The 25706-nt window shown below is 54.4% G+C and carries 19 protein-coding genes; 6 read left to right on the top strand and 13 right to left on the bottom strand.

Translation table 11 applies throughout. The annotated features are described in order from the left end of the window. Positions 1 to 38: 38 nt before the first annotated feature. Together HU175_RS20410 and HU175_RS20415 are read right to left on the bottom strand one after the other, a co-directional pair. Positions 39 to 833, bottom strand: coding sequence for an SDR family NAD(P)-dependent oxidoreductase (locus HU175_RS20410; protein WP_176568334.1), 795 nt, complete (start codon positions 831 to 833; stop codon positions 39 to 41). Between the two features lie 23 nt (positions 834 to 856). After that, positions 857 to 2683, bottom strand: coding sequence for a M61 family metallopeptidase (locus tag HU175_RS20415; protein ID WP_176568335.1), 1827 nt, complete (start codon positions 2681 to 2683; stop codon positions 857 to 859). Between the two features lie 244 nt (positions 2684 to 2927). Here HU175_RS20415 and HU175_RS20420 point away from each other — a divergent pair, with 244 nt between their 5' ends. Further along, positions 2928 to 3284, top strand: coding sequence for a DUF6686 family protein (locus HU175_RS20420; protein WP_176568336.1), 357 nt, complete (start codon positions 2928 to 2930; stop codon positions 3282 to 3284). 130 nt (positions 3285 to 3414) lie between these two features. Beyond that, entirely contained in the window at positions 3415 to 3948 is a 534-nt protein-coding gene (locus HU175_RS20425) for a ferritin (protein WP_176568337.1), read from the top strand. A gap of 33 nt (positions 3949 to 3981) precedes the next feature. On the opposite strand, the gene HU175_RS20430 is transcribed toward HU175_RS20425, so the two are convergent. The 7 genes from HU175_RS20430 to HU175_RS20460 form a co-directional block, all read right to left on the bottom strand. Then, positions 3982 to 5328 (bottom strand): transposase, encoded by a 1347-nt coding sequence (locus tag HU175_RS20430; RefSeq protein WP_176568338.1) that lies wholly within the window; start codon positions 5326 to 5328, stop codon positions 3982 to 3984. A 232-nt stretch (positions 5329 to 5560) separates the two neighbouring features. Next, the gene (locus HU175_RS20435; RefSeq protein ID WP_228724224.1) at positions 5561 to 7282 is read right to left on the bottom strand and encodes an FAD-dependent oxidoreductase; all 1722 of its coding nucleotides are present in this window, start codon (positions 7280 to 7282) and stop codon (positions 5561 to 5563) included. Positions 7283 to 7294: 12 nt separating this feature from the next. Next, positions 7295 to 8017 carry an SGNH/GDSL hydrolase family protein gene (locus HU175_RS20440; RefSeq protein WP_176568339.1) on the bottom strand — a complete coding sequence of 241 codons (723 nt, stop codon included), beginning with the start codon at positions 8015 to 8017 and terminating at the stop codon, positions 7295 to 7297. Between the two features lie 120 nt (positions 8018 to 8137). Next, entirely contained in the window at positions 8138 to 9610 is a 1473-nt protein-coding gene (locus tag HU175_RS20445; protein WP_176568340.1) for a RagB/SusD family nutrient uptake outer membrane protein, read from the bottom strand. 111 nt (positions 9611 to 9721) lie between these two features. Continuing rightward, positions 9722 to 13189: a SusC/RagA family TonB-linked outer membrane protein gene (locus tag HU175_RS20450; protein ID WP_176568341.1), complete on the bottom strand. Its 3468-nt coding sequence runs from the start codon at positions 13187 to 13189 to the stop codon at positions 9722 to 9724. Beyond that, positions 13186 to 14205: a FecR family protein gene (locus HU175_RS20455; RefSeq protein ID WP_176568342.1), complete on the bottom strand. Its 1020-nt coding sequence runs from the start codon at positions 14203 to 14205 to the stop codon at positions 13186 to 13188. Before HU175_RS20455 ends, HU175_RS20450 begins: the two co-directional genes overlap by 4 nt. 24 nt (positions 14206 to 14229) lie before the next feature. Continuing rightward, positions 14230 to 14910 (bottom strand): sigma-70 family RNA polymerase sigma factor, encoded by a 681-nt coding sequence (locus tag HU175_RS20460; protein WP_176568343.1) that lies wholly within the window; start codon positions 14908 to 14910, stop codon positions 14230 to 14232. A gap of 278 nt (positions 14911 to 15188) precedes the next feature. On the opposite strand from HU175_RS20460, the gene HU175_RS20465 reads away from it, so the two are divergent. The 3 genes from HU175_RS20465 to HU175_RS20475 all read left to right on the top strand — a co-directional run bounded on the left by HU175_RS20465 (position 15189) and on the right by HU175_RS20475 (position 20784). Next, on the top strand, positions 15189 to 18347 hold the full coding sequence (locus tag HU175_RS20465; RefSeq protein WP_176568344.1) for a putative Ig domain-containing protein: 3159 nt from the start codon (positions 15189 to 15191) through the stop codon (positions 18345 to 18347). Positions 18348 to 18623: 276 nt separating this feature from the next. Continuing rightward, positions 18624 to 19499, top strand: coding sequence for a putative Ig domain-containing protein (locus HU175_RS20470; RefSeq protein ID WP_176568345.1), 876 nt, complete (start codon positions 18624 to 18626; stop codon positions 19497 to 19499). A 109-nt stretch (positions 19500 to 19608) separates the two neighbouring features. Next, complete coding sequence (locus tag HU175_RS20475; RefSeq protein WP_176568346.1) at positions 19609 to 20784, top strand: MFS transporter; 1176 nt, start codon at positions 19609 to 19611, stop codon at positions 20782 to 20784. Positions 20785 to 20907: 123 nt separating this feature from the next. Here HU175_RS20475 and HU175_RS20480 read toward each other — a convergent pair whose 3' ends face one another. Both HU175_RS20480 and HU175_RS20485 read right to left on the bottom strand, forming a co-directional pair. Then, on the bottom strand, positions 20908 to 21603 hold the full coding sequence (locus HU175_RS20480) for a thioredoxin domain-containing protein (RefSeq protein ID WP_176568347.1): 696 nt from the start codon (positions 21601 to 21603) through the stop codon (positions 20908 to 20910). 78 nt (positions 21604 to 21681) lie between these two features. Next, positions 21682 to 22632 (bottom strand): redoxin domain-containing protein, encoded by a 951-nt coding sequence (locus HU175_RS20485; RefSeq protein WP_176568348.1) that lies wholly within the window; start codon positions 22630 to 22632, stop codon positions 21682 to 21684. A 257-nt stretch (positions 22633 to 22889) separates the two neighbouring features. On the opposite strand from HU175_RS20485, the gene HU175_RS20490 reads away from it, so the two are divergent. Further along, a complete protein-coding gene (locus HU175_RS20490) occupies positions 22890 to 23159 on the top strand; it encodes a hypothetical protein (protein ID WP_176568349.1) in 270 nt (89 codons plus the stop codon). Between the two features lie 10 nt (positions 23160 to 23169). On the opposite strand, the gene HU175_RS20495 is transcribed toward HU175_RS20490, so the two are convergent. Both HU175_RS20495 and HU175_RS20500 read right to left on the bottom strand, forming a co-directional pair. Next, positions 23170 to 24099, bottom strand: a complete 930-nt coding sequence (locus HU175_RS20495) for an AEC family transporter (protein WP_176568350.1) — start codon at positions 24097 to 24099, stop codon at positions 23170 to 23172. Further along, complete coding sequence (locus HU175_RS20500) at positions 24083 to 25606, bottom strand: FAD/NAD(P)-binding protein (protein WP_176568351.1); 1524 nt, start codon at positions 25604 to 25606, stop codon at positions 24083 to 24085. The genes HU175_RS20495 and HU175_RS20500 overlap by 17 nt, the downstream gene beginning before the upstream one ends. Positions 25607 to 25706 lie beyond the last annotated feature (100 nt).

The raw sequence follows: 25706 nt of genomic DNA on the forward strand, positions 1-25706 counted from the left end.
GCCGTCAATGCATCAGGAGACTTACTCAATTTTTCGCCTTAAAGAATCGACCGGATCAGCCCGCCCTCGACCCGGATGGCCGCGCCGTTCGTGGCCGAAGCTAACCCACTAACGTAGTACGCAATCGTGTCGGCGATTTCCTCCACCGACGCAAACCGCTGAATCAGGGACGTGGGGCGCATCGTCTGGAAGAATTCCTGTTCTACCTCGTCAACAGTTTTGTTTCCGGCTTTCGACAACTCGTCCAGAAATCCGCCCACGCCTTTCGATTTGGTTGGTCCGGGCAGAATGGCGTTCACCGTTACGTTCGTGCCCGTCGTCAGTTCGGCCAGCCCTCGACTAACAGCCAGTTGGGCGGTTTTCGTCATACCGTAGTGAATCATCTCGCTGGGAATGAACACGGCAGACTCACTGGAGACGAAAATGATCCGGCCCCAGTTCTGGTCCAGCATCGTCGGGAGGCAATGCCGGGCCAGCCGAATACCGCTCATCACGTTTACCTCGAAGAAGCGAAACCAGTCTTCATCCGGAATGTCAACGAAGGGCTTGGGCTCAAATATCCCGGCGTTGTTGACCAGAATATCGATGGTCGGTAGTTGATCAATCAACCGCTGGACCTCATCCGCTTTTGAGAAATCGGCGGCAATCCCTGATACGTTCGCATCGGGCACCAGAGCGCTCAATTCCGCAACGGCGGTATCGACACCTGCCTGTGTCCGGCCATTGATGATCACCTGAGCCCCTTCCTGTACTAGCCGCTTGGCGGTGGCAAAGCCAATACCCGCTGTTGAACCGCTGACAAAGGCAACTTTACCCGCAATTTGTAAGTCCATGAGTTAACTGGTTTTTTAGTTTGTTATTCATCGCCTTTACCCCTCCCCCGCGACCAGTCGGCCAAAATAGCGGCCTGCAAAGCGGTTGGCGACGGGTCTTTGGTCAGTTGAAAATTCCGGATAGTTTTCACCCCCAGTTTGATTATTTTTTCTTCCGGCTTATTGTTCTGAATGAGCGCCATCGTAACTAATTCGCCCGCCGATTTCCTTTTGCTCAGTTCTTGAATCTGAGCCGCTTTAGCTGGTTGCTGGTTGAGCGTACGAATTACTGCACCAGTTCGGATACCGGCTTTCCAGGCGGGGGAGTTCCACTCTACGTCGGTTACGAGCACGCTGTCTGCTTTCTCCCGAACTGATAGCCCCAGCCAGCCGCCCGGCAGTTCCTTCGGCTTCTCGGTTAAGGTCAAGCCCGCATAAGCCAGGAATTTCCGATAATCGACGGGTCTGGTCGTTGACGCATAAGTAAAGATTTCTTTCAGCGACGTACCAGCAATCGTTTCGCAGACTTTCTGAAACTCCGCGTCCGTGAATCCCCGGTTTTGTTTTGCGTAATACTCCTGGTACAGAGTCCGCATGACGTTGTCCAGCGATTTTTTGTTGTGGGTGGCATTCCGGATGGCGAAATCCAGCAACGTACCCAGCAATGGACCTTTCTCGTAATACGAAATGGTTTTGTAAGCCTCGTCGCCGGTGCGCCCGAAAGGGCCGTCCGCCCAGGTATCGTAGCTGGCCTGCGTTGCTGACTGAAATAAGCGGCCGGGTTTGTTTTCAAAGTTTTGAATCTGGTTCTGCAGGTTCGTCAGCAGTTCGTCCTGTGTCAGCAGCCCCGCCCGACGTAACGCCAGATACTCGTAGTAGACCGTAAAGCCCTCCGATACCCAGAGCATGTTGGTGCGGTTCTCGTTCTCATAATCAAACGGCCCCAGGTTGATTGGCCGGATGCGCTTGACGTTGTAATGGTGAAAATACTCGTGAGCCAGGAAGCTGTACATGCGGAATCGGCCTTCGGGCGTATCGAGGCCCTTTCCCGTAAAGCTGATCGACGTCGAGTTCAGATGCTCGATACCACCCCCACCCGGCCCGATGGCCAGAAAAGTGTAGTGTTTGTAGGGAATGTCATCAATGATGTCCGCGCTACTTTCCACGATCTTTTTCAGGTCGGCCATGAACCGGGCGTGGTCGAACGGCCCCATGTTGTAGCCCACGAAATAATGAGGAATCCCCCGTACCGTAAACGACGGCAGCGATTCCAGCTTGCCCATCAGGATGGGGCTATCATAGAGAATGTCATAGTTGGGAGCCATGAACGTATGCGCCTGACCGGCCACCGAATCCAGTCCCGTTGCGACGATTGGACTCCAGTTTTTATCGGGATGAACCGTTACCGTAACGGGCTGCTGCAACTGGTCTTTTACGTACATAAACACCCCCGCCGGTGAAATATAGCCCTTGTTCTCGTCCAGAAAGGGGCTGGCGACGAAGTTGCGCGTGGCCGTTACGTCGTAGGTCATCACCAGCGTTTTCGCCTGTCTGGTCTGTACCTGCCAGGTGTTGTTGCCCGTCTTTTTCCAGGCCAGCGCTTTCCCCATTTCGTCAGTCGCCTGGACGTTTCCAACGTTGGCCGCGTAGTTCATCATCTGGTAATAACCAGGTGTCCAGGCCGGCATTTTCACGTCCAGTTGATCCATCTTCCCGGCAGGGCAGCGGAACGTAACGTGATACTGGTGAGAAGCGGGATTCTCCATTCGAACGTCGAACCGATAATTAGCGGTATTCTGGCCAAAAGCGGCTACGTACCGAAGCAAACTGACCAGCATCAGGCAGGCCAGAAAAGTAAACCGAAAGAACATGATCGAGTTGGTAAAGCGACAGGCAGTGACTGCACCGGAAACATACACAAATTAAGCCCATAAACCGGCTTTCTGCGTCTGAATCCCGCCAGTGCATGATGTGCTTTTGCTGTTAATTGGCTCTACAACCGACAAGCCGGCAGGATACGCTTACGTTTATTTGGAATTTTTCTAAACGAGTCATCGTTTGAAAAGAGGTGCTGTGTATATTTGCATAAACAGATCAGCAGAACAGACAATTATTGTGACTAGTAACGCAACAACCTGGCAGGAACTCTTTCGGACGAAAAACGGAGCGATCTATCAATGTGACGTTACAAACCGGCTGATTCTGGAGTTCTGGGGGACTCATACGGCGTTCTCTGCCCAGGATTATCTGCAGTTCAAACGCATGGTCGAAACGGTTGATCTTCGCCAGATGGCCATGAGTACCGACGACTCGCACGACCTGGAAATTCTGTCCATGCCCCGGACCGAACTGTGCTTTGTCTTAACGCTTTGTGAGATCGTCCATCTGCGCGAACTGCTCGACGGCGCCCGGCTTATGCTCGAATTAAATAGCCTGCTGCGCGAATGCGGCTGCGAACTTTCTGCCAACTAAGTAGCTGAGTAAGTATTATTTAGACTGTCTATATATTTCAGTTTTTGAAACCAGCGCTAAAACAGGGCTGGTTTTTTTGTAGTTACTTTGTCACATCAAGAACGAAATATCCGAACCGATATATAACAGTATGAAAGATTTAATCAGACTCCGCACATCGATGAAAGAAGCCATTGAACAACTGCTGAACCAGCAAATTCAAATGGAGTTTACATCGTCTTCAAAATATTTGGCTATGGCCGGCTGGTGCGACCGGAATGGCTTTGATTACAGCGCTGGCTTCTTCTACAAACAGTCGGAAGAAGAGCGTGAGCACGGCATGAAATTGTTTCATTATCTCTGCGACCAGGGCGGTACGGCGTTCTCGCCGGCTATTCCTGCCGTTGACCAGGAGTTCGATTCACTGCGGTCGGTTTTCGAAGCCGCTCTGGATCAGGAAATTGCAGTAACAGGTTCGATCAATCGCCTGATGGGGGCCTGCCACCGCGAAAACGACTACGCTACGGCTGAGTTGCTGAAATGGTACGTAAAAGAACAGATGGAAGAAGAATACATCGCTCGTCGCTGCCTGGATCTGTTCAATCAGATCCCAGCCGATCAGCTCTACTACCTGGACAAAAAAGTATCCAGCGTTACCTATGACGGTAACGTGTACGGAGAATAATAGACAGGATTCCTGTTAACGTGAAAACATGAGTCATCCCGAATTTTGATTGATAGCGAAAGCGACCATCAACGCATTGGCGATGGCTAAGCGTAATCGATAAATCGGCACCGAAGCAGTTCGGTGCCGATTGCCTGTCCGGGGCACCCACCGTTTCAGAAAAATAGGTACCCAGCCTGGCCAGTTTCGTAGTAAGGACAGCAGGAAATCATACACCAAGCTCACTATTCCCAGTAACTTTAGTCGATTCACCCAGAGCCTCAACCGAGGTGATTCCATCCCCAATTCGGCCTTTCCCACCCGGAAGGCTTGCTCGATCTGCCAGCGGTGCATATAGCTGTGCACCAATGACCAGGCATCTCTCACCGAATCAATGCCGACCGAACTTAATAGGTACATCGGGGGTTGCAGTTGCTTTTTATCCCGTACCACAACCAGCCACAAAGTCGTTCCCTTAAAATCAGGATGCTCAACGGCCAACCAGCCCACACTGACGTGTTTGGTGATCTTACGCTCTTTGTCGCGCAGCAGCTTACGCCCCTGGGCCACACAACTGCGCGCTAAGAGATGGGTTTGTTTAGTACCTTTCTCGGCGTGAATCAACAAATGGTTTTTCTTCCAACGTATCAGAAAATCTTGTTGAAAGTGAAGCATCCATTCAATAGTCCAGCTGTTGGCGTAGCCCCGATCCAGCACATGTAACACAGGTTGGGGCAGTGAAGCCTGGAGCTTCTTAAGCATGCGGTACATGATATTGGTAGCCAGTTCTTTTTGCTTGCCCCGGGAAGTCCACCAACTCATCTGTACTACGCTGGGCACCTGGCCTAACCCGGACAGTAAGACACCCGTCCAGTGAAAGCCTGGCACACAGATGCGGCCCGAGGGTCGTTTATAGAAGCCTTTCTTGATCTTGGTGAGTCGCTTGGCTTTGCTGCTTTCCACCGGACAGAGTCCTTCGGCAAACCAGCTTTCAGGCTTCTCCAGTCGACTGTCATCCCACAAACATAAGGGCCGTATTTTATTCTGTATCAGTTGGCTGATGCGTTGTTGAGCTCGCTCGAAGAAGAATGTATCGATCAGCTCAGCTTGCCAGTGGGGAGATCGCAGCAGATTGCTAATTCGTTTGGTGCCCGCTGGTGCATGAGCAAAGCCGGCCACATAGCTACCTAACTCACTCAACAGCAGTCCCATTTTGGTGTTACGAAACAAGAGAATGGCTCGAAACAGCTCCTTGAAGGTGACCACGAGTCGTTTGTCGAGCCGCTCGAACAATTGGTTCTGAAGGGGTAGCAGGTAAAGCTGGGCGCGGTTAAGTAAAAAGGAAGCCGCGGTTGACTTTGGGGAAACAAAGTTGTTTTTTTGGGGGTATGTCCTGGACATAAAAAGACCTCCTTTCTGGCTTTGGCGTTGTGGTGATGCTCAAAGCTAAGAAAGGAGGTTCTTTATTAATCAGCTCCCTAAAATTAGGGATGACTCATGTTTCGTTTTTGGGGCCTCCCGAAACGGATAGCTTACATCATGAAGGGGAGAAAGGAACAAGGAGAAGGAGGAAGGGAAGGAGGAAAGCAGGAGAGAAGGAAAGAATGCTGACGCTCGTTTTTTCCCTTCCTCCTTAAAAAGTCAACCGTTGCTTATCCGCCAGCAGAGCTTTTTCCAGCGTAGCATACGGCAGTTGCTGGGGCGTTACGTTGTTCTGCATGGCCAGCACGGCCGCCGTTGCCGCCGATTGCCCTAAAATCATAAAGACCGGCTCCATCCGGATTGATCCGAAGGCGATGTGGGTGCTCGACAGACAGACTGGCACAAACAGATTCTTGCACTCGCTTTCCTTCGGTACAATCGACTTGTAGGCAATGGAATAAGGCTTGTCAGGGTGTACGCCGATGTCGCCTTCGTTCTGCACGAAACCATCTTTTTTAACGTAACGCTGAGCATTGTGCGCATCCAGGGCATACGATCCCATGCCGACCGGTTCGGGAACCGTGGTTTTTCCGAGGGCGTCGGCTTCTTTCATCACAAAATCGCTGATCATACGCCGGGCTTCACGAATGTACAGTTGGTGGGGCCAGCCGCCGTTGTCTTTAAATTCGTCTTTAGGCAGGCCCCACTGTTGCATTTTCTCGTGCACATCGGCCGGAACGCGCGGGTCGTTTTGCAGGAAATACATCAGTCCTTTCTGGTACAACTCATGGTCCTTGATGATGGCTTTACGTCGTTCGTACGTCGCTTCGGGATAATCGTAGTTCTTACCAATGTAATCCGTACTGAACGGACCGTGGTTATTCGTGTCAGTCTTCCGGTTGGGGATCGGATCATACTTATTGAAAGTTTCGCGCCAGCCCGACGCAAATACCCGCGCTAACAGCTCGTATCGATCGGCGTTATAGCCCGCCGGTTTGGCAAACGGCACCCGATTGTCGGGGTGGTTGCTCAGGCACATCCGGAAGCAGTACGCCTGAATTTTGTCGTCGCCCGCGCCGTATTCCCCCGGTGCTTCAGCCGACACTTCGGGCAACAGACCGCTCTTCGGATCGCCCGCTATCTTATAGGGGCTAACGTTGGTTTTAAAATGGTGCCCGTGCTGGAAAACTTCCGTCTGGACGCCATCCCATTTTTCGCCGTAGACGCTGTTGGCCTCCCGCCCGACAGCGTATTTCACACCAGCAGCTGCCATCAAATCACCTTCGTACGTAACGTCGATAAACATCTTGCCCCGGTACTCATTCCCGTTCAGCGTGCGGAACGACTGGATAGCGCCGTTCCGTTTAACCAGCCCCTTGGGCGAGCGATCCAACCACTCATCGCGGTAAATAGTCAGCTTGTATTCCTTCACGAAATCCTCAAATACTTGTTCGGCCGCGTGGGGTTCGAAAATCCACATCGTCCGGGAGCTACCGTCAATAGCGGGCGTCCCCTGGCCTTTGTTGCCGTACTCTTCTTTCTTTTGCCATTGCCAGGAAGCCGGTTGCTGGTAATGCTGATACAGACGCTGATAAAATTCGCGGGCCAGTCCGCCAATTACTTCCTTATTTCCCGTATCGGTAAAGCCCAGCCCGCCCGACGATAGACCACCCAGGTGTTTGTCGGGCGACACGACGATGACGGACTTACCCATTTTTTTGACCTGCACGGCCGCCGTAATAGCCGCCGACGTACCTCCATAAATAATTACATCAGCCTGCCGAACGGCGGCCGGACGTACCAACGGGACCGACGTTGAAACAGGTGAGAATGCGGGCGAGAACAGACTTACGCCAAACAGGCAGCCAGCCGCCATCCAGTTTTTGCTGGCACGACGAATACGGTGGTGAACGAAATGCGGAAGAAATGTCATGGGTTTACTGAATCAGACAGTGACTAATTGTTGCAGGTAAGCCGGATAATTCCGGCCCTGATCATCCCCTTTTGTGATGCTGTCACCAAAGCAGACGATGCGGTTTTTGAGTAGCTTGTTCTGGACAAGAAACGTGTAGATAACAACGGCCATCGTCCGGTAGCCATCGGGCGTGGGGTGCACCCCGTCGGTCTTGTTGCTGTTGGCTTCGTTTTTCAGCAGGCTGCTGGCGTCCAGTCCAATGTTACCCACGGTGTTGAAAATGTGGTGCATGTCCAGTAAAGGCAGGCGGTTGTCTGCAGCTACTTTTTGGATCGTGTCATTCATAGCCATTTTTCGGGCTGCGTGACCGTCGGGCTGGTAGAACGCCGGATCATGCCGGGTCATCAGGTAGGGTTCGTAAACGGGCAGAATCGTCATCAGCATCACCTGACTTTTTACGTCTAACAGCTTTTTTACCATCGTGCGCAGGTTTCGCTCGTAGTCGGGCAGCGGTACGTATTTCTTACTGTTCACATCATTCGTGCCCGCCATCAGAATGGTCAGTTCGGGGCGCTGCGCCAGACAATCGCCATCCATCCGGGATAGCAGATCGACGGTGTTATTACCACCAACGCCCGCATTGATAATCTCGGGGGTCACCCCAGCCGAAACGGACGAACCCGCCAACTCTTCACCCGACCAGATCAGCGGAGCGGCAACCAATGAGCGTTGTAAAAAGGATCGACGGAGCATATTGGGAAGGAGGAAAGGGAGGAGGGGGAAGAAGGGGAGGAAAGAAAAAAGGAATAGGGTAGAATCCGCGAAGAACGCGCCAGCCGCCTTTCCTCCCCTTCCTCCTTCCTCCCTTTCCTCCTAATATCCTTGATTTTGCGTTAGCTGTGGATTGACGTCGCGTTCGGTTTGGGGGATTGGGTAGAGGTAGTGACGCTCTTCGACCTGCAGCGTTGGGTTCTGCGCCTTGACAGCACTGATCAGCCGTTTGGTACGTACCAGATCGTACCAGCGGTGGCCTTCGAAAGCCAGTTCCAGACGACGTTCCAGCAGCAGGCTATCGCGAAACTGCGCCTGACTCAGGTTCGCGGTCAGGTTAGGTAGCCCCGCCCGACTCCGTACGCGATTGACGGCTGCGTAGGCCGCAGGGTTATTCGCGCCCTGCTCGTTCAGCGCTTCCGCGTACATCAGCAGCACATCGGAGTAGCGTTCGATGGGAAAGTTGTTTCCGCCATCGCTGTTGCTGGTGGCCGTGGGGTCCAGGTACTTGTTCACGTAACAGGGAAACAAGATGCTGGCCGGGGCTGCGGGGGTGCTGGTAGCCGTGTAGAGCCGCAGGTTGACGCTACGTCGCCGGTCATCGGCGCGATAGGCCCGGTAAATACTTTCCGTTGGGGGATCATCGCCGAAACCCGCAATCCCGTTAATCCGGTCGAAGTTAGGCCGCATATACCCCTGCATCCAGCTTCCTTCGCCGTTGCCCCCGCTTAGGGCCTGCATCTCGAAAATGGCTTCTTTGCCGTTCTTGTTCGCAATCAGAAACGCTTCGGCGTAGGTGGCCCACAGATCGTAGGTGTTCAGGTCCATTACTTCTTTTGCCTTCGCCGACGCATTCGCCCAATCCTGGCGCGTCAGGTACACTTTGGCCAGAAACGTCTTCGCGGCCCCTTTCGTCGCCCGGCCCCGATCGACGGTCGAGTACGTTACGGGCAGCACACTTTCGGCGTCGGTGAAATCCTGAATGATCTGCTTGTACACGTCATCCACCGACGCCCGCGCTACGTTCAAGTTAACCAGCGACGTCGTTTCCGACGTGATGACGGGAACACCGCCAAACAGCCGGACCAGCGTGAAGTAATAGAAGCCCCGCATAAACTTAGCCTCGGCCAGGTACTGCGCTTTCAGATTTTCGTCCATCGCAATACCCGGCACCCGCGTCAGCACCGTGTTAGACCGGTTGATGCCATTGTAGAGCGTACCCCAGATCGACTGAAACGTACTGGTGGCGGGGGTGAACGTAAATTTATCCAGGTCGTTTTTGGGCTGGTTTGCCGTAGAGCGACCGTTCCCCCACTCGGCATCATCTGTCGCCTGATCCTGCAGAATCCACATAATCTGCCCGTACATATTGGCCGAGTTCAGCGGATCATAGACGGCGCTCACGGCCGCCTTAGCATCGTCAGCATTCTTGTAAAAGTTCGTGGGCGTAAAGTTCGACTCGGGCGTCTGCTCCAGCACCTCGCAGGCGGTCAGGGCAAAGAGCGAAAGAGTGAACGAGAGAAAGAGCGAAAGTTTTCGAGAGGCAGTCGTAGTTCGTATCGTTAGCAACTTCATGTCTGTATCAGTTAAGAGTTATCGTGAAAACACGTTGAGAGCAACTAGGCACCGTATGGAACGCTCTTTCGCTCCGCTCCGGCGGCCCGGTATCACACTTTCGCTCTTTGATTAAAATCCCACGTTAAGACCGAACAGAAACGTTTTGGCCGCTGGGTAGCTGGCGTAATCGAAGCCCTGACTCCGACTGTCCTGCCCGAAGCGGTTCACTTCCGGATCGTAGCCTGAGTAGTTTGTCCAGGTCAGGAAGTTCTGCGCCGTTGCATACACCCGCACCGACTGGAGCTTCAGCTTGTCAATGACCGACGTTGGCAGATTATAGGCCAGTTGCAGATTTTTCAGCCGCAGGTACGAACCGTCCTCAATCTGCCGGGTCGAGATGCGGTTGGCCGGACGTGTGGTCGACGCGCGCGGGACGTCGGTATTCGTGTTGGTTGGCGTCCAGCGGTTCAGTACGTCGCGATCCTGATTGGTCGTTGCGTTCAGGTATTCCAGTTCGAAGCGGTTCGCGTTCAGAATATTATTCCCGTAGACGCCCTGGAAGAATACCGTCAGTTCCAGTCCCTTGTAGGAGAAGGTGTTGTTGAACCCGCCAATGAATTTAGGTTGCGCCCGCCCGATGATGGTTCGGTCGTTGTCGTCGATTTTCTTATCGCCGTTCAGGTCGAGGTACTTGCGGTCACCCGGTTTACGCGCCTGCGGGTCAGCCAGGGCCGTCAGTTCTTCGGTGCTCTGGTACAGGCCATTGGTTACGTAGCCAAAGAACGAACCTAGTGGTTCTCCTACTCGGATAATACCGGAGTTGATGTTCTGCCCGATATTGGCTACGCTACCGGCAAAAATCTGGGGTGCTCCACCAATATCGAGCACCTTGTTCCGGTTCATAGCGATGTTCAGGTCCGTGTTCCATTTAAAGGCACCGTCGATGTTCCGCGACGAAATGCTCAACTCCAGTCCCTTGTTCTGCACCCGACCCAGATTCTTGATGGCGCTTGAATAGCCCGACGTACTGGGAATCGTCACGGCCAGCAGCAGATCGCGGGTGCGTTTCAGATACACGTCGGCCGTCAGTGTAATGCGGTTGTTCAAGACGCCAACGTCCACCCCCATATCCGCCTGGGTCGTTGTTTCCCAAGACAAGTCCGGATTGGCAATCTGGCCTGGTCCCAGACCAGTCGATACGGTATTACCGAATACGTAGTTCTGCGTGGATAGCAGCGAGTAGGACGGATAATTGCCGATGCCGTCCTGGTTACCCGTCAGCCCGTAGGTTGCCCGCAGTTTCAGGTCGCTCAGCACGGCAACGTTTTTCAGGAAAGGCTCTTCCGATACGCGCCAGGCCAGCGCTGCCGAGGGGAAATAGCCATAGCGTTTGTTCGCGCCGAAACGCGATGACCCGTCCGCCCGGAACGAAGCGGTCAGCAGGTACCGATCTTTGTAGCCATAATTAATCCGGCCGAGATACGATTGCAGGCCCCAGGTGCCGATGTTTGACGAGGGCGTCAGCGGTACCGAACCCGAGCCCAGGTTGCCCGAGCCCAGATTATCGTTCACGAAGTTTCGCGCCGAAGCCGCGCTGCTTTCGTATCGACTCGCCTGTTGCGTGAAGCCTGCCAATACGTTGATGGAATGCACTTCGCCGATGGTGCGGCTGTAGGTCAGCAGGTTCTCGTTCAGCCAGGTGATGGACTGCGAATTGAAAATACTGGCGGCTCCCCCCTGCGCCAGTCCGCTCGATACGGAGCGGGGCGAATACGAGTCCTGCTTCTGCAAAATGCCGTCGATACCAAGCGATACCCGCAGATTTAGCCCATCAATGGGTTGATAATCGCCGAAGACGTTGCCAAAGACGCGGTAGGCGGTATTTCGATTCTTCCCATCGCGCGCCAGCGCCACCGGGTTATCGGCCGTGAAGTTCAGCGCCGGATTTGTGATCAGGTACGTTCCGTCGGGATTACGTACCGGCAGAATGGGTGGAAATTGCAGGGCCGCAATCGTTACCACGCCCGCGCTTCCCAGGTCGGCATCCGTACGCGACTGATTCGTTACGGTACGGTTCACGGTCAGGTTATTACCGATCTTGATTTTGTTGTTCAGCTTCCGATCCAGGTTCACCCGGAACGAATAGCGATCGAAGTTGGAATTGACCACGACACCGTCCTGCCGGAAGTAACCGCCCCCGATGGCGTACTGCGTACGTTCGTCCCCACCACTCATCGACAGCTGGTAGTTCTGGATCGGCGCCTGCTGAAAGATTTCGTTCTGCCAGTCGGTTCCCTCGCCGAACCCCGCTACCTGCTCGGGGGTGTACACGGCAGGGCGCCCTTCGTTCGTATTCGCGTCGTTTACAAACTGGGCGTATTCGCGACCGTTCAGCACCGGGTACTTCCGGCGCACCTGCTGAATGCCGTAATAGGTTTCAAAATTGACCGTCGACTTACCCGCCTTGCCCCGCTTGGTCGTAATAATAACGACGCCATTCGCTCCCCGCGATCCATAAATCGCCGTTGAGGAAGCATCCTTCAAGACCGTCATTGTCTCAATATCACTGGGATTCAGCGTACTCAGTACGTTAAAGCTGGACCCGCTGTTCGCACCGTCGTTTTTGAACGGAATCCCGTCGATGACGTACAGCGGCTCGTTATCCCCCTGAATCGAGTTGCCACCCCGAATCCGGATGGTCGTGCTACCGCCCGGCTGGCCCGAATTCTGTGTGATCTGAACGCCAGCCGCCCGGCCCTGCAGGGCCTGGTCGAGCGACGTAACGGCCACTTTTTTGATTTCCTCCACGGGCACTGTCGCTACGGCTCCCGTCAGGTCGCTTTTCTTCACCTGACCATACCCGACAACAACAACCTCGTTCAGTGCTTTTGTGTCGGGCTGTAGCTGCACATTAATAGACGACCGGTTGCTGATGGTCAGCTCCTGACTAACGTACCCCACAAAACTAAAGACCAGCGTTGTGGCTCCCTCTGGCGCATTTAGTTGGTAACGGCCATCCGAGTCGGTGGTCGTGCCTCGGGTCGTTCCTTTCACCAGCACCGTTACGCCCGGCAGCCCTTCGTTGGCTTCGCCCGTCACGCGTCCCGTTATCCGAACGTCGGTAGAAACCGTTTCCGCTACCGGGCCAACCGACAGCGTCTGCAAACCGGGCAGCAGGACAGGGCCAGCTGATGCGGCAGTCGCTGCATTCCCCAGTGGTTTATCGCTTCCTTTTGGCCCCAGAATCAGGTATGCGCCCGACCGCAGCTTTTTAAACCGCAGGCCGTATGGTTTCAAGAGCGCATTCAGATTCGTTTCCAGCCGGGCGCTCAGGTCAATCGACTCCGCGGATGAGGTCGGCATCATCCCGGACACGACGGTTTCCTCGAACAGGATGTCTGCCTGGTAGTGCGTCTTTAACTGCAACAAGGTTTGTTTCAGCGACTGGCCCGCCGGAATAGCATTTTTGGCTAAGCCAGCCTGCACGCCCACCCGATTTGTGCTTCGGGCAAATACCAGCGGCTGAGCAACGGCGTAGCCATAGCTCATACCCAGCAACCAGCCGGTAGCCAGTGTAAGTGGTACTGTTTTTCTCATTGGGTCAATTGGGGTTCAGTAGGACTAGAAAAGACGAGTGTTTGCCCGCGCTGGTTGACGCGCAGATTCAGGAGTTCGGCCAGGGCTTCGGCCAGTTCGTTCGACGAGCCCGCCCGAATCGTTCCGGTCAGGGTTCGCCGGGCTAGGGCAGGATCGGTCAGTTGTACGGTCACGCCAAAGACATGCTGTATCTGCCTCGCTACGTCGCCCAGGGGCGTGGCATTAAAACTGAACGACCGGTAACGCCATTGCGCAAACCGGGCCGTATCGGCCTTCGCCTGCAACTGCAGCCCGCTCTCCTCGTTCAGCGTTACCCGGTCGCCGGGCTTCATCGCCAGTATCTGGGCAGGCTGCTGATCGGCTGCGTAGTGTAGATTGACGCGGCCCCGGCGGAGAACAACCTCGGCCCGGGAATGGCGGCTCCGTACCGAAAACTCCGTTCCGAGCACTTCGACGGCGAGCCCATCGGCGGTCTGTACCACAAACGTCTGGTCGTTGGGCAGATGCTTCACGTCAAAGACCGCATCGCCCGTCAGAAGGACCCGGCGTGACAGCCAGCCGTAGCCCAGACGGGGAATCCGCAGCGTAGACTGGCTGTTCAGCGCTACTGTCGACCCATCGGGCAGTTCCAGCGACCGAAGCTGATGTGTCTGGGTACTGATGGTTTTGTACAGCAGATGATCGCGGAGGAGCCAGCCCGTCGTACAGCAGGCCAGTAGTATGGAAGCGGCTACCAGCCAGCGCCCCGGACGCCAGCGCACATGCCCTTTGTCCGCCACCGGCCGTAGGGACTGATCAGACAGGGCCGATGGGCGCTCAAGCCGCTGCTGAAACTGTACTAGTTGTTCAGCCGTATCAGGTACGTACTGGGGAAACCGACGTTCCCACTCATCGAGCCAGGCGAAATAGGTTTCCTGATTTTCGGGGCGAGCCAGCCAATCTCCGATAACCCGCTGCTGCACCGGCGTAGCATTACCAGAAAAATAACTGAACACCAACTCCTTAGGAGGTTCCATAGTTAGATAGAGTATCGTTGATCGCTACGATAGCGCGGTAAAAAGAATTAGTCCCCAGCTGATCAGATTTTGTTGCCGCAGAATCTGGCGAATGGTGGCAATAGCCTGCAGCAGGTGGTTTTCGACCGTCTTGGGGGCGAGGTTCATGGCCTGCGCGATTTCTTTGTAGGATTTCCCCTCGAACCGGCTCATCAGAAAAACACGCTGCCGCTGGGGCGACAATTGCTGCACGGCCTGCTCCAGTCCCCAGTACAATTCGTCCTGCTGCATCAGCCGATCGGGCTGGGCAGCCTCCGTATCGGCCTGATCGAGCCCATCGGGCAGCCTCTCCTGCCGGCCCAGTTCCCAGCGCAGGCTGTTGTAGGCGCGGTTTCGTACGGCCTGGTAGAGGTAGGCCCGGTACGATCCTTTTACCTGCTGGTAAAGGACTTTTGTGTAAAACGTATAGAAGATGTCGGCAACAATGTCTTCGGCGACCTGCCGGTCATATACGAATCGGATGGCGTGGCTGCATAAAGGAGCGAAATACTGCCGGAACAGCAGCTCGCAGCCTAATTGGGCATCTGTCTCAAATGCTTTCCGGATAAACAGTTCACTGTCGGGCAGTGGTGTTGGCGGCACGTCCGGATCCAACCGGACGAGGGGCACCGGTTCATTGCTGCTGGTATCAGCAGGTCGCCCAAAGGGGAAAGCATTGGCGGACATTGGTGAAAGGGGTTTAGTGTCTATAAGACAAGGAAGTCAGCCATATCCCCCAATCAATTTTTATTTTTTATTCATAAAGTGCAAAATACTGTCCGTTCGCTGTAAACAGCACCTTTCTCCCGCGTTTCGGTAAATTTTATCTGCCATTTGTCACATTAATTCATATTTCATAACATTTTGCTACCAAGATATTTGTTCAGCCATTACTTTAGCGAGGTCTACGACCGTTCGTACGATAGATTATTTTAAACTAACCCAAAAACACATCAATTTATTCTATGTTAAAACCTCTACTTAGAGGATGGGGATCGGCAGCCTTCCTGGCGCTTGCTCTGACAGCATCCCCCTTCCTAACCCAAGCACAAAACCCGAACGCGTTAAAATCGGCTTCCCGGGCGGCCAAACTCACTCCCGATCTGCTGAATCTTCAGCAAAGTGCGAACGGGGCCGTTCTCCCTCCCGACCGCAATTCGGAAGTTCAGAACGAGTACGTCATCATTGATGGTGCCGTAGCCATCGAAGCCGCAGCCAGCGACCGCAACGGTCAGGCGCTCCTCGCCCAGTTACAGGCACTTGGCCTGCGGCAGGGCGTCGCGTTTAAAGGTATGATCTTTGGCTACATGCCCATCGACAAACTGGATCAGCTAAAAAACGTCAGCACGCTGACCTACGCGCATCCGTTTTACAAGCCCGATCTGAACGTCGGAAAGGTTACGTCACAGGGCGACAAGGCCCTGCGCGCTGATATTGCCCGCCAGACCCTAGGTGTTGATGGTAGCGGCTCAAAAGTTGGCGTCATTTCGGACTCGTACAATTACCTCGGTGGCGCTGCCGCTGGTGTAGCCTCGGGCGACCTGCCAGCCGCCGGTGTGCAGGTACTTGATGATTACCTCGTGGCGGGCGCGTCGGACGAAGGGCGGGCAATGGCCGAGATCGTACACGACGTAGCGCCGGGCGCGGCTATTGCCTTCAACACCGCCAACCGGGGGCAGGCAGGCTTTGCGCAGGGCATCAAAAACCTGGCGGCTGCCGGCTGCAATATCATCGTGGATGACATCATCTACCTGGCCGAGCCCTTCTTCCAGGATGGCATCGTCGGTCAGGCGGTTAACGAAGTAGTTACCAACGACTCCCGGGTATCATATTTCTCGTCGGCCGGGAACCGGGCACGGGCCTCCTACGAAAAAGAGTATATGCCGGGTCCGCTGGTTTCAGCACCGGGCAACGCGACAAACGTACTCGGTTATGCGCATAATTTTGGGGGCAAATACAGCCAGCGCATTACCGTACCGGCCCGGGGTACGCTCCGGCTTGTTCTGCAGTGGGATCAGCCGTTCCGCTCGGTAAGTGGCGGCACTGGGGCCACAACCGATATGGATATTTTAGTCTATCGGGGTAATACACTGGTATTAAGTGGCGTAGCCAATAACATTGCCAGTGGTGATCCGGTCGAAGTAACGGGCACCTACACCAACTCGACCACGAGTGCGGTTGACCTTGAGGTGTACATCGTCAAATACGACGGACCCGATCCGGGACGTATCAAGTGGGTTAACTTTGGCAGCAGCACCAGCGTTGTTGAGTTCAATACAAACAGTGGCGCGTCGTACGGACACAACATGGCCGCGGGCTGTATCAGTGTAGCCGCGGCTCCGTACTACAACACGCCGGCATTCAACGTAAACCTGACAACCCCACGGGTTGAGTCGTTCTCGTCGGCGGGAGGAACGCCCATGCTGTTCGACGCGGCCGGTAACCGTCTGGCTCAGCCAGAGTATCGTCAGAAACCGGAAATCACCTCGGTTGACGGTGGTAACAACACGTTCTTCGGTTCGGATTATGAGGGCGACGGTTTTCCCAATTTCTTCGGTACGTCGGCAGCCGCTCCACACGCAGCCGCCGTGGCAGCCCTGATGCAGCAGAAAGCGGGCAACAATCTGATCCGCAGCAGTGTCCTGACACTTATGCAGCAGACGGCGCTGGACATGGACGACCCACTGACGGCGGGGTTCGACGCCGGTTTTGATTACCGCACGGGTTACGGATTCATTCAGGCCGACAAGGCCATTCAGGCTATTGCTCAGCCGCTGGCGCTGGTTGAGCCCAAGTTCAATTGCCAGACCGGAGCTATTATGTTCCAGACGACCGGTGGCGATGGTTCGCCGATCGAGTACCAGGGCATTGGTATTACCGACTGGAGTCCGAATCCAAATCAGTTCCTGGACGCGCCCGTCCTGGCCGATCAGAACTCGAAAACGGTAGAACTGAAAGCCCGGCAGAATGGTCAGGTCGTTACGTACGTCTTCAACTTCCGGGTGTACTGCCAGGGATCGAACGGTAACCAGCCACCTGTTCTGGCTACGCCACTGGAAAACCAGTTTGCGCGCCGGGGCGTGGCATTTGCCTATCTGATTCCTGCAACCACCTTCTCGGATCCAAACGGCGACGCGCTGACGTATTCGGTGTCGGGTCTGCCAGAAGGGCTGACCTTCAACGCAACAACCCGCCGGATTTCGGGTACGCCAACCCAGGTTGGTACGTTCCCGGTTATCGTGACGGCTACCGATCCGGGTAACCTGTCGGCCCAGGCGATGTTCGATATCATTGTTGTGACGACTGATGCGGCTCAGCCACTGGCGCTGATTGCTCCGCTGTATAACTGTTCGACGGGCGCAATCTCATTCCGGACGATCAACGGCGACGGTACGCCGATTACGTACTTTGCGATTGGTATCAGCCGCGACGCACCCACCAACCCGAACGGTGTCGTTGAACCGGGCCTGCGGGGGGATCCTAAACCAATAGTTATTACCGCCACGCAGAGTGGTATCAGCGTAAGCTATACCTTCGATCTGGCCGCTGCCTGTGGCGGCACGACGCCCCCACCAACGGGTGGCGCCTTCGCGCTGATTGCCCCAGCCTATGACTGTGCTACGGGTGTCTTTACGTTCCAGGTGGCCAATGCAGCCGCGGGTAAAACGGTTGAGTACTATTCGGTTCCGGGAATTACGGGCTGGAGCACCAACCCAACTCACGTATTCAACTACGATCTCCGGACGGCGGGTGACGTGAAGCCGTTCACGTTGCGGGCTCGTTACGTAGGTGAGCCGGCTTCGGAAGTAACGCTCGAATGGGTACGTCCGGCGCCCTGCTCGTCGGGCGCCCGTCTGGCGGTTTCAGAACAGTCGCTTCAGATTCAGGTGCTGGGCAACCCAACCAGCAATGATCACGTAGATGTTGACGTAACGGGCATTCAGGGACAGACGTTGCAGTTACGCGTGCTGGACGCACTGGGCAAATCGCTCAGCGAGGAGTTGCTGGACGTAAACGGCACCAGCCAGCGTCAGCGGGTCAACCTGGGTCATTCGCCCGGTATGTATTTCCTGCAGGCCGGTGATGCTACGCAACTCAAAACGGTGAAGATCATTAAGCAATAAGCAGGCCAATAGTTAGGCCGAAGGCTGGGTTAGCGAAAGCTGGCTCAGCCTTTTTGCTTTACCGGTACTCTCGAAATCACCCACGCCCCTAAAAGCCCACGTCTATTGACAAAAAAATAGATCGTATTGTACTTTATTTACCCCTGAACCAAAACAAACAGTACCTAGGTAATCCTTTGTTGAAATAATCGACCACCAGATAACTATCTGGCTCAAAATGTGCATATTGCGTTATAAAAACTGCCTCACTTTATCCAGAAGCGTTCTCCGTAGCTTATGTCGTTCTCCTCAATACACAACCTCAGAACAATAGCACTGCTGACATTGACCCTTACCGGTCTTTCGCTGGCAGGACACGCCCAGACTTTTTCGGGCAAAGTCTATCTGGCCGATCAGACTTCCCGCCGGGGCAGCGATTTTGTGTACCAGCTTCCAGCCAGCGCCCTGGCCCGGGTTGCCCGGGACGCGTCGGGCAACCCGGTTCTGGGTTTACCCGCCGGATTGAGCTTTAACGCCAAAACCCGCCGGATTTCGGGCACACCAACCCAGCCGGGGACTTACCCGATTACGATCAAAGCGATCGATCCAACTGAACAAACCACATTTACGATTACCGTCCTTCCTGCCGTTACTAAACCGCTGGTACTGGAAGCTCCGCAGTGCGACTGCGCTACCGGCGCGATCACATTCCGGACGACTGAGGGCGATGGTACGCCCATTACGTTCTCGGCGATCGGGGTGAAACGTACAGCCCCAACCGACGTAGCCGGAACTATTGAAACAAGTCGGTTGAACACCCCCGAGCCGCTTCTGATCAAGGCTATGCAGAGCGGCAAAACAACCCAGTTCACGTTCGATCTGCCGGGCTATTGCGGCCTGCTCAGTGCCAAAGTGGAAAACACGCTGCGGGTGCAGGTGCTGGGTAACCCAACACTCAACGAACAGGTCGAAGTCGAGGTGTCGGGCGTGCAGGGCAAGTCCGTTCATATGCGTTTGCTGGACAGTCAGGGCAAGTCCCTCAGCGAACAGTCGCTGGACGTAACGGAGACAAGTGGTCGGCAACGGGTTAACCTGGGCCGCACGCCCGGTACGTATCTGCTCCAGGTAACTGATGCAGCCCAGTTCAAAACGGTTAAGATCGTTAAGCAGTAGCCGCAGCGATAGCGAGATAGTAATCAGGCGGAACCCGTATAAACCGGTTCCGCTTTTTTTATGATCACCGGTTTGTGAGCCAACCGCCCGCGTTGCCGTATCTTTGGTCATGTCTTCAGCCTCTGTTTCGACCACCGGCTTAGTCGTTATCGTACTGTCCCAGTTTGCGGGTACGTCGCTGTGGTTCGCGGGAAATGCCATTCTCCCGGATCTCATGCCCCTGTTGAACGCGCCGGGCATCAACGGCTGGATTACGTCGGCGGTGCAGATTGGCTTTGTGAGTGGTACGTTACTCTATGCCCTGCTGGCTCTCCCCGACCGCTTTCCCAGCACCTGGGTTTTCCTGGTTTCGGTTATTCTGGCAGCTGGGGCCAACGCAGGCTGGCTGCTCTTCCCTCTCCGGGCTGAACCGTTACTGGCAAGCCGGTTTCTGACCGGTTTTTTTCTGGCGGGAGTCTATCCGGTGGGGATGAAGATTGCCGCCGACTGGTTCAGGCCGGTGCTGGGCCGGGCCATGGGTTTTCTGGTTGGCGCCCTGGTTTTAGGCACGGCCTTTCCGCACCTGTTACGTGGACTGGGAACCAGCCTCCCCTACCGAACACTGACCCTGGCCGTCAGCGGTCTGGCGATAAGTGGCGGAATTTTATTAGCGGCTGTCGTACCTGCCAAACCGGTCCTCGCTCAGCGATTATCTTTTCGATTTAGTACCGTAACCGAGCTGTTTCGCCCTTCGGCGTTCCGGCCTGCGATGCTGGGTTATTTCGGTCACATGTGGGAGCTGTATACGTTCTGGGCCTTTCTGCCGGTAATCGTTACCCTTTACAACACAATGCATCCTGACACAGCCGCGAATCCGTCTCTTCTGGCCTTTATGGCTATTGCCGCCGGACTACTGGGGTGCGTGGGCGGTGGTTATCGGGCGCTGCAGATTGGTAGTCGCCGGGTAGCGTGGGCCTTCCTTCTTACCTCCGGTCTTTGTATCATCCTGTTTCCGGCTGCGTTGCGAGTACCGCTCCCGATCTTTGCCTTTTTTCTCCTGCTGTGGGGAGCAGCCGCGGCAGGTGACTCACCCCAGTTTTCGGCCCTGGTTGCCAGTGGTGCGCCCGTTGAAAAACGGGGTAGCATCCTGACGCTGTTAACCAGCCTGGGTTTCCTGCTGACGGTTGTCTCTATCCAGTTAATGGCGTGGCTCACGCAGCAGTTTGGCTTTTCGGCAACGTTATTCTACGTATTGCTGCCCGGCCCGCTGCTGGGTCTCTGGGCCATCAATAAAAATGAGCCCTGAACAATGGGCCGGATTCCCATCGTTCAGAACTCATTTTTATTGATGGGGTCAGGAACGCTGGCAACGCTTCATACACATTACCAGCATTCAATGTCAGCCGACTATCAGTCGCTTTTGTCCGTATTAGTTTCCAGATGTCAGCAGGGCACGTAGCGCAGCTTCGTCGTGGAAACCAATCTCCCGTTTCTCCAGCTTGCCGTTCCGGAATACCAGCAATGTAGGCAGGTCTTCGACTTTGTAAGCCGCCAGCATTGCCTTTTCGGTATCGGCGTTGAACTTGACAACCGCTAGCTTGCCGGTCATTTCTTCCCCTAATTTATCGACCAGCGGCATCATCTTTTTGCAGGGTGCGCACCAGCGGGCGTACACATCGACCAGGACCAGCGGTTGCGCCTGAATCAGGCTGTCGAACCGGGCCGTCGACCACTGAGCTTTGTCCGTCGATCGATTTACGCCCTCGACCGGCATCATCCGCGACGCCCATTTGAGGTAGCCGCCTTTCAGTTCATAGACCTGATCGTAGCCCAACTCGTGAAGTTTCTCGACCGCCCCTTTGCTACGTCCGCCCGACATGCAGTAGACGTAAACGGGTTGATTTTTGTCCAGTTTGCTCAACGACTGCGTAAAGTCTGCGCCCTGCGAGTTGATGTTAGTTGCGTTCGGCAGGTGGCCGTCGCCAAACTCAGCGGGTGTCCGCACATCAATCAGCTGTGGTTTCTGCACCTTCTTCAGAGCCAGGGCAAACGTATCGGGTGCTACGGTCTGGGCGTAACCAAAGCGCCCCAGCAGCAATACTGTGACAAACAATAAGATTCTCATGGTCATGTGGGTTTGTAGCATGTGTTTTTTGATAACGCAAGTTCGGCATAAGTTGTCGCATCCTGGTTATCAATCCGTTCAGTTCTTGGACTTTGTCAGCTGATAAAGCACTTGTGGCAGGTTTTGGCCACTAATATGGGTCAATACCACTTTACCCTGGGGGTCCAGCAGTACCGTTGTCGGGTAACTGTTTACCTGATACGCTTCCGCTATTTTATCGGCCTCATCGGAGTGAAGTTGCGGCCAGGTAATTTTCTCCTGATCGAGATACTGGCGCAGCTTTTCCGGCGTATCGTTCGTGACAATGCCAACAAACTCGACCTGGCTTCGATCGAACTGCTCATAAGCCCGCTTCAAACTCGGCATTTCAGCCCGACAGGGGGTGCACCAGGTTCCCCAAAAATCGAGTAATACGTATTTGCCCCGCAAACTGGACAGCGACAGCGGCTTTTGGGTTGTAAACTCAACCGCCGTAAATGGTGGGGCCAAAAATCCCCGCTGTGTCGAATACAACGTATCATTCCGGTTCATTTTCTTCAGCCGAATGACCTGCCTTAATAGATCAACACCCGCGTATTTATAGGTTTCCTGATTTATTGACAAGTACTCTCCTTCCTTACTCATTCCTCTCGTCCACACACGTTTGCCAGGCTCTTTAGCCCGCTGCATCATACTATCAGTCAATACGGTAGCAACGGAATTGATAAAGTTGGGATTAGCGCAGTTCGTAGCGACAACCGCTATCCGTTCGCCCGACTCCGGGAAGGTAGCCTGCGCATAAAGCGGAAAACTAATTTTAATTTCGTCTGCCGAGCGCCAGATTGCCAGCTTCGAGGTCGCCTTAACTACTTTCCTGTTCAGGTACCGCTCAAATTGAATCAGACGGATAGTGCCCGTTTCGGGGGAGTTGAACATGTTCGAGTAGGCAGCAGATTCAAACGGCTCCTCGTCGCTTACATCCAGATTATTATTGCTATCAATCAACACCTGAAACCGGCTCTGTTCATCAACACCGGTTACGGCGTACACATAGCACCGAATCGGGGACCATGACAGCTCCCGGGGCAAAGTTGACCAATGGCTCTCCGCCTGAAAGTCCTTATACTCCTCACCAGTAATCTCTCCAGCTTTACTACGCTGAAATGTATACTGGTTATTATCTAGCGGAATAAGTCCCTGTTTTGTCCCTTTCCAGGAACCGGGAATTCCTTTTAGCAGATGATATGATCGTTTGGATTTCGCCTGGGCCAGAGGTACTAAATTAACAGTGAGGTAACCGGGCGAAAATGGCCCAAACGTATCAACGATCTGAAAAGGTACTTCAACAAAACCTTGCCCGCGCGCTATTGCTGACGCCAGAACAAGGAAAAAGAGATACAGTATTCGTTGTTTCATCGGCTGGTGCTGTTTTTCAACAAGATACAACCGACAAGGCTTTTCCACACATGAGAATGATTTTGCTTTATCAACCGTCAGGTACTGCCTCCTCTGGCAGCAAAACTCACCTCCAAAAACTTCCGTGTTCTCCGAGTCCCCGTGTTGAAATCCAACAATGAATCTGACTGGCTAGCCCCCGTTTTGAAACAGCAGCAGACAGCCAACCGGTACAAGCACCAGCGAAATAATGGATGAAAACGCCACCAGCACCGACGCGTTCTCCGTTTCAGTGTCCAGAAAGGACGCAAAGACGACCAGATTAGCGGCAATGGGAAACGTGGCCATCAACAGCATCAGTTTCTGTTCTTCGCCTTCGAGTTGGCCAATCAGTACGGATTCCAGCCAGACCAGTGCCCCCAGCAGCGCAGCGGCCGCTACGTAGCGCACGGCCATCAGCTTACTGAATTGTTTATAATCGACTTCCTTGAACTTAACTTGCGTCAGCGTTATCCCAATGATCATCATGCCTAGCGCCGACAGCGTCCAGCTTGCCCCTTTCGTGACGGGCTCCAGACTTTCCGGCATCTTAAATCCCATTACGTTGGCAACAATCGCAACGATCAGGGCGTAAATCGCCGGAATCTTGAGGACGTTCTTAATGGAGTCGCTGACGGGCAGGTCTTTGCTGCGCGATACCAGATAGTAGCCGACGGTGTCACCGTACAGAACGTTGCCCATGTAGGCACTGATGATCAGCGGCATTTTCTCTTCGCCAAACAGCGCCATCACCACCGGAATGCCGAACCAGCCAATGTTGAAATACGAATACGAACAGTTCAGCAGATCCTGGTTCAGGTCCTTTCCGAAAAAGCGTCCGGCTAACTGGCCAGGAATATTCATCAGTGCCGCCAGCAGAAAAATGATGGACATGGCCACGGCCAGCTGGGTCATTTCGGCTTTCAGAATGTTATCGAAAATAACCAGCGGAATCAGGACGTAAAGCAGCAACTTGGAAATCGGCTTACTTTCCAGACCAAGCCATCGATTCGCCACGTACCCCAGAATGATAAAGCCGTACAGCGGCACGACGCTGGTCAGCAGTTCATTTAGTACGTTCATGCGTCAGGCGTTTGAGGATGGATGTAGTCATTGGGTCGACCTGTTCGACGTTGAACCAGACGGCGTTCGTGTCGAACAACTCGCCGACCAGTACGTGGCCAATGCCGTATACCGGCGCATCCTTTGTGTCAGGAACGCATACCTGCATGGTGTTGACGTCAGCCTCTACCCCACCCGCGTCGCAGGGCAGCAGGTAGCCTTTTTTCAGCATCTGCTGCAAAATAGGCACATCCATTTTTTCGATGTTCATGGCAGGCCCGGTAGCGTTGATTACGTAGTCGGCCTCGTCGGTATGCCCTTTTTCGGTCGTGAGCGTAAACCGTTTCGTTTCCTCGTTCCAGTCGATCTTGTCGGAGTAGGCCGTTACGGTCAATTGCCCCGACGCCAGCAAATCCCGGAGTTTGTAGGCATTCTGCAAAGGAATCGCGTGCCGGTTGATATCAGAGTAGGGTTTCAGCCATTTAAAAAACAGCTTCCGCTGATCGGGAGGCAGAAGCTGCCAGGTCTCAAACGAGATATAGCGGGTTGAGTACAGGATATTCTGGAAAATACTTTTTCCTTTCTCGGCCAGGGCTATGTCCTCGTTGATCAGTTCGAGCTGCGACCGGCCCACGCGCCGGAATCGTTTCCAGTCCTGCGGTCCTTCTACGCGTTCCACTTCTTCCTGAAACAACCGGAACAAGTCTTTGGTCTGCAATGGCCGTTTGTTCTCCCGAATTACTTTGCGGATGTTAGCCAGTGTCAGCACCTGCCGATCGAATGGTACTTCCTTCGGCGACTGCGCGCGGGGCAGCAGTCCGTCTTTCGAATACATCTTGATGGGACCGCGGTGGCCATTATTGACCAACGTAATAACCGCGTCCAGCGCTGTCAGGCTGGCCCCCAGGATACAGACCGACGCGTCTTTATCCTCAATTGTGTTCAAAATCCGTCCGGCTGGCCAGGGCGAATCCAGGTAATTGGGGGATGATTCCAGGGACGTAAAATTATTGGGTCGGGGCGTTCCCGTCGCCAGCACAAGTACATCCGCCGGAATTAAACGGCCGGACTCCAGCGTAACACTCACCTGATTGTCGGTCAGGTCGGCATCGATAGCCAACTCCTGGTAGATGTCGACGGTCATCTGATGCTGACGGGCCAGCGCTACATACTCATCAAACACATCTTTCAGATAAACGCCGTAGAGCTGACGGGGTGGGTAGCCATCGGCGTGGGTTTCCGTTTCGGGAAAGTGTTCGTCGATGAAATCTTTCCGCCCGGCCATCCACTCCACAAAGTGGTCAGGTTCTTCGGCAAAGATGCCCATCAGCCCGGCCGATGTATTGAGCAGATGCCCCTTCTGACCCGTCCCGTAGGCCAGGCCGGGACCTATTTCCTCCCGTTTTTCAACGACTACAAACGAAACCGGATCAGCTCCGGGTTCAACAACGAGTTTCAGGACAAGGTGGGCAAATGTAGCAACGCCACAGGCCCCTCCACCCACGATAACGATAGTTTTCGGATTCATGCAAAAAAAAACGTCAGGCCATGGCGACGTTGTGCCGACATGGCCTGACGCGGGGTTGTTTACAGTCATTAGAAGCAACCCCTTGTTGGCCCTGATTGTT

It is taken from the genome of Spirosoma sp. KUDC1026 (assembly GCF_013375035.1).
Lineage (GTDB): Bacteria > Bacteroidota > Bacteroidia > Cytophagales > Spirosomataceae > Spirosoma.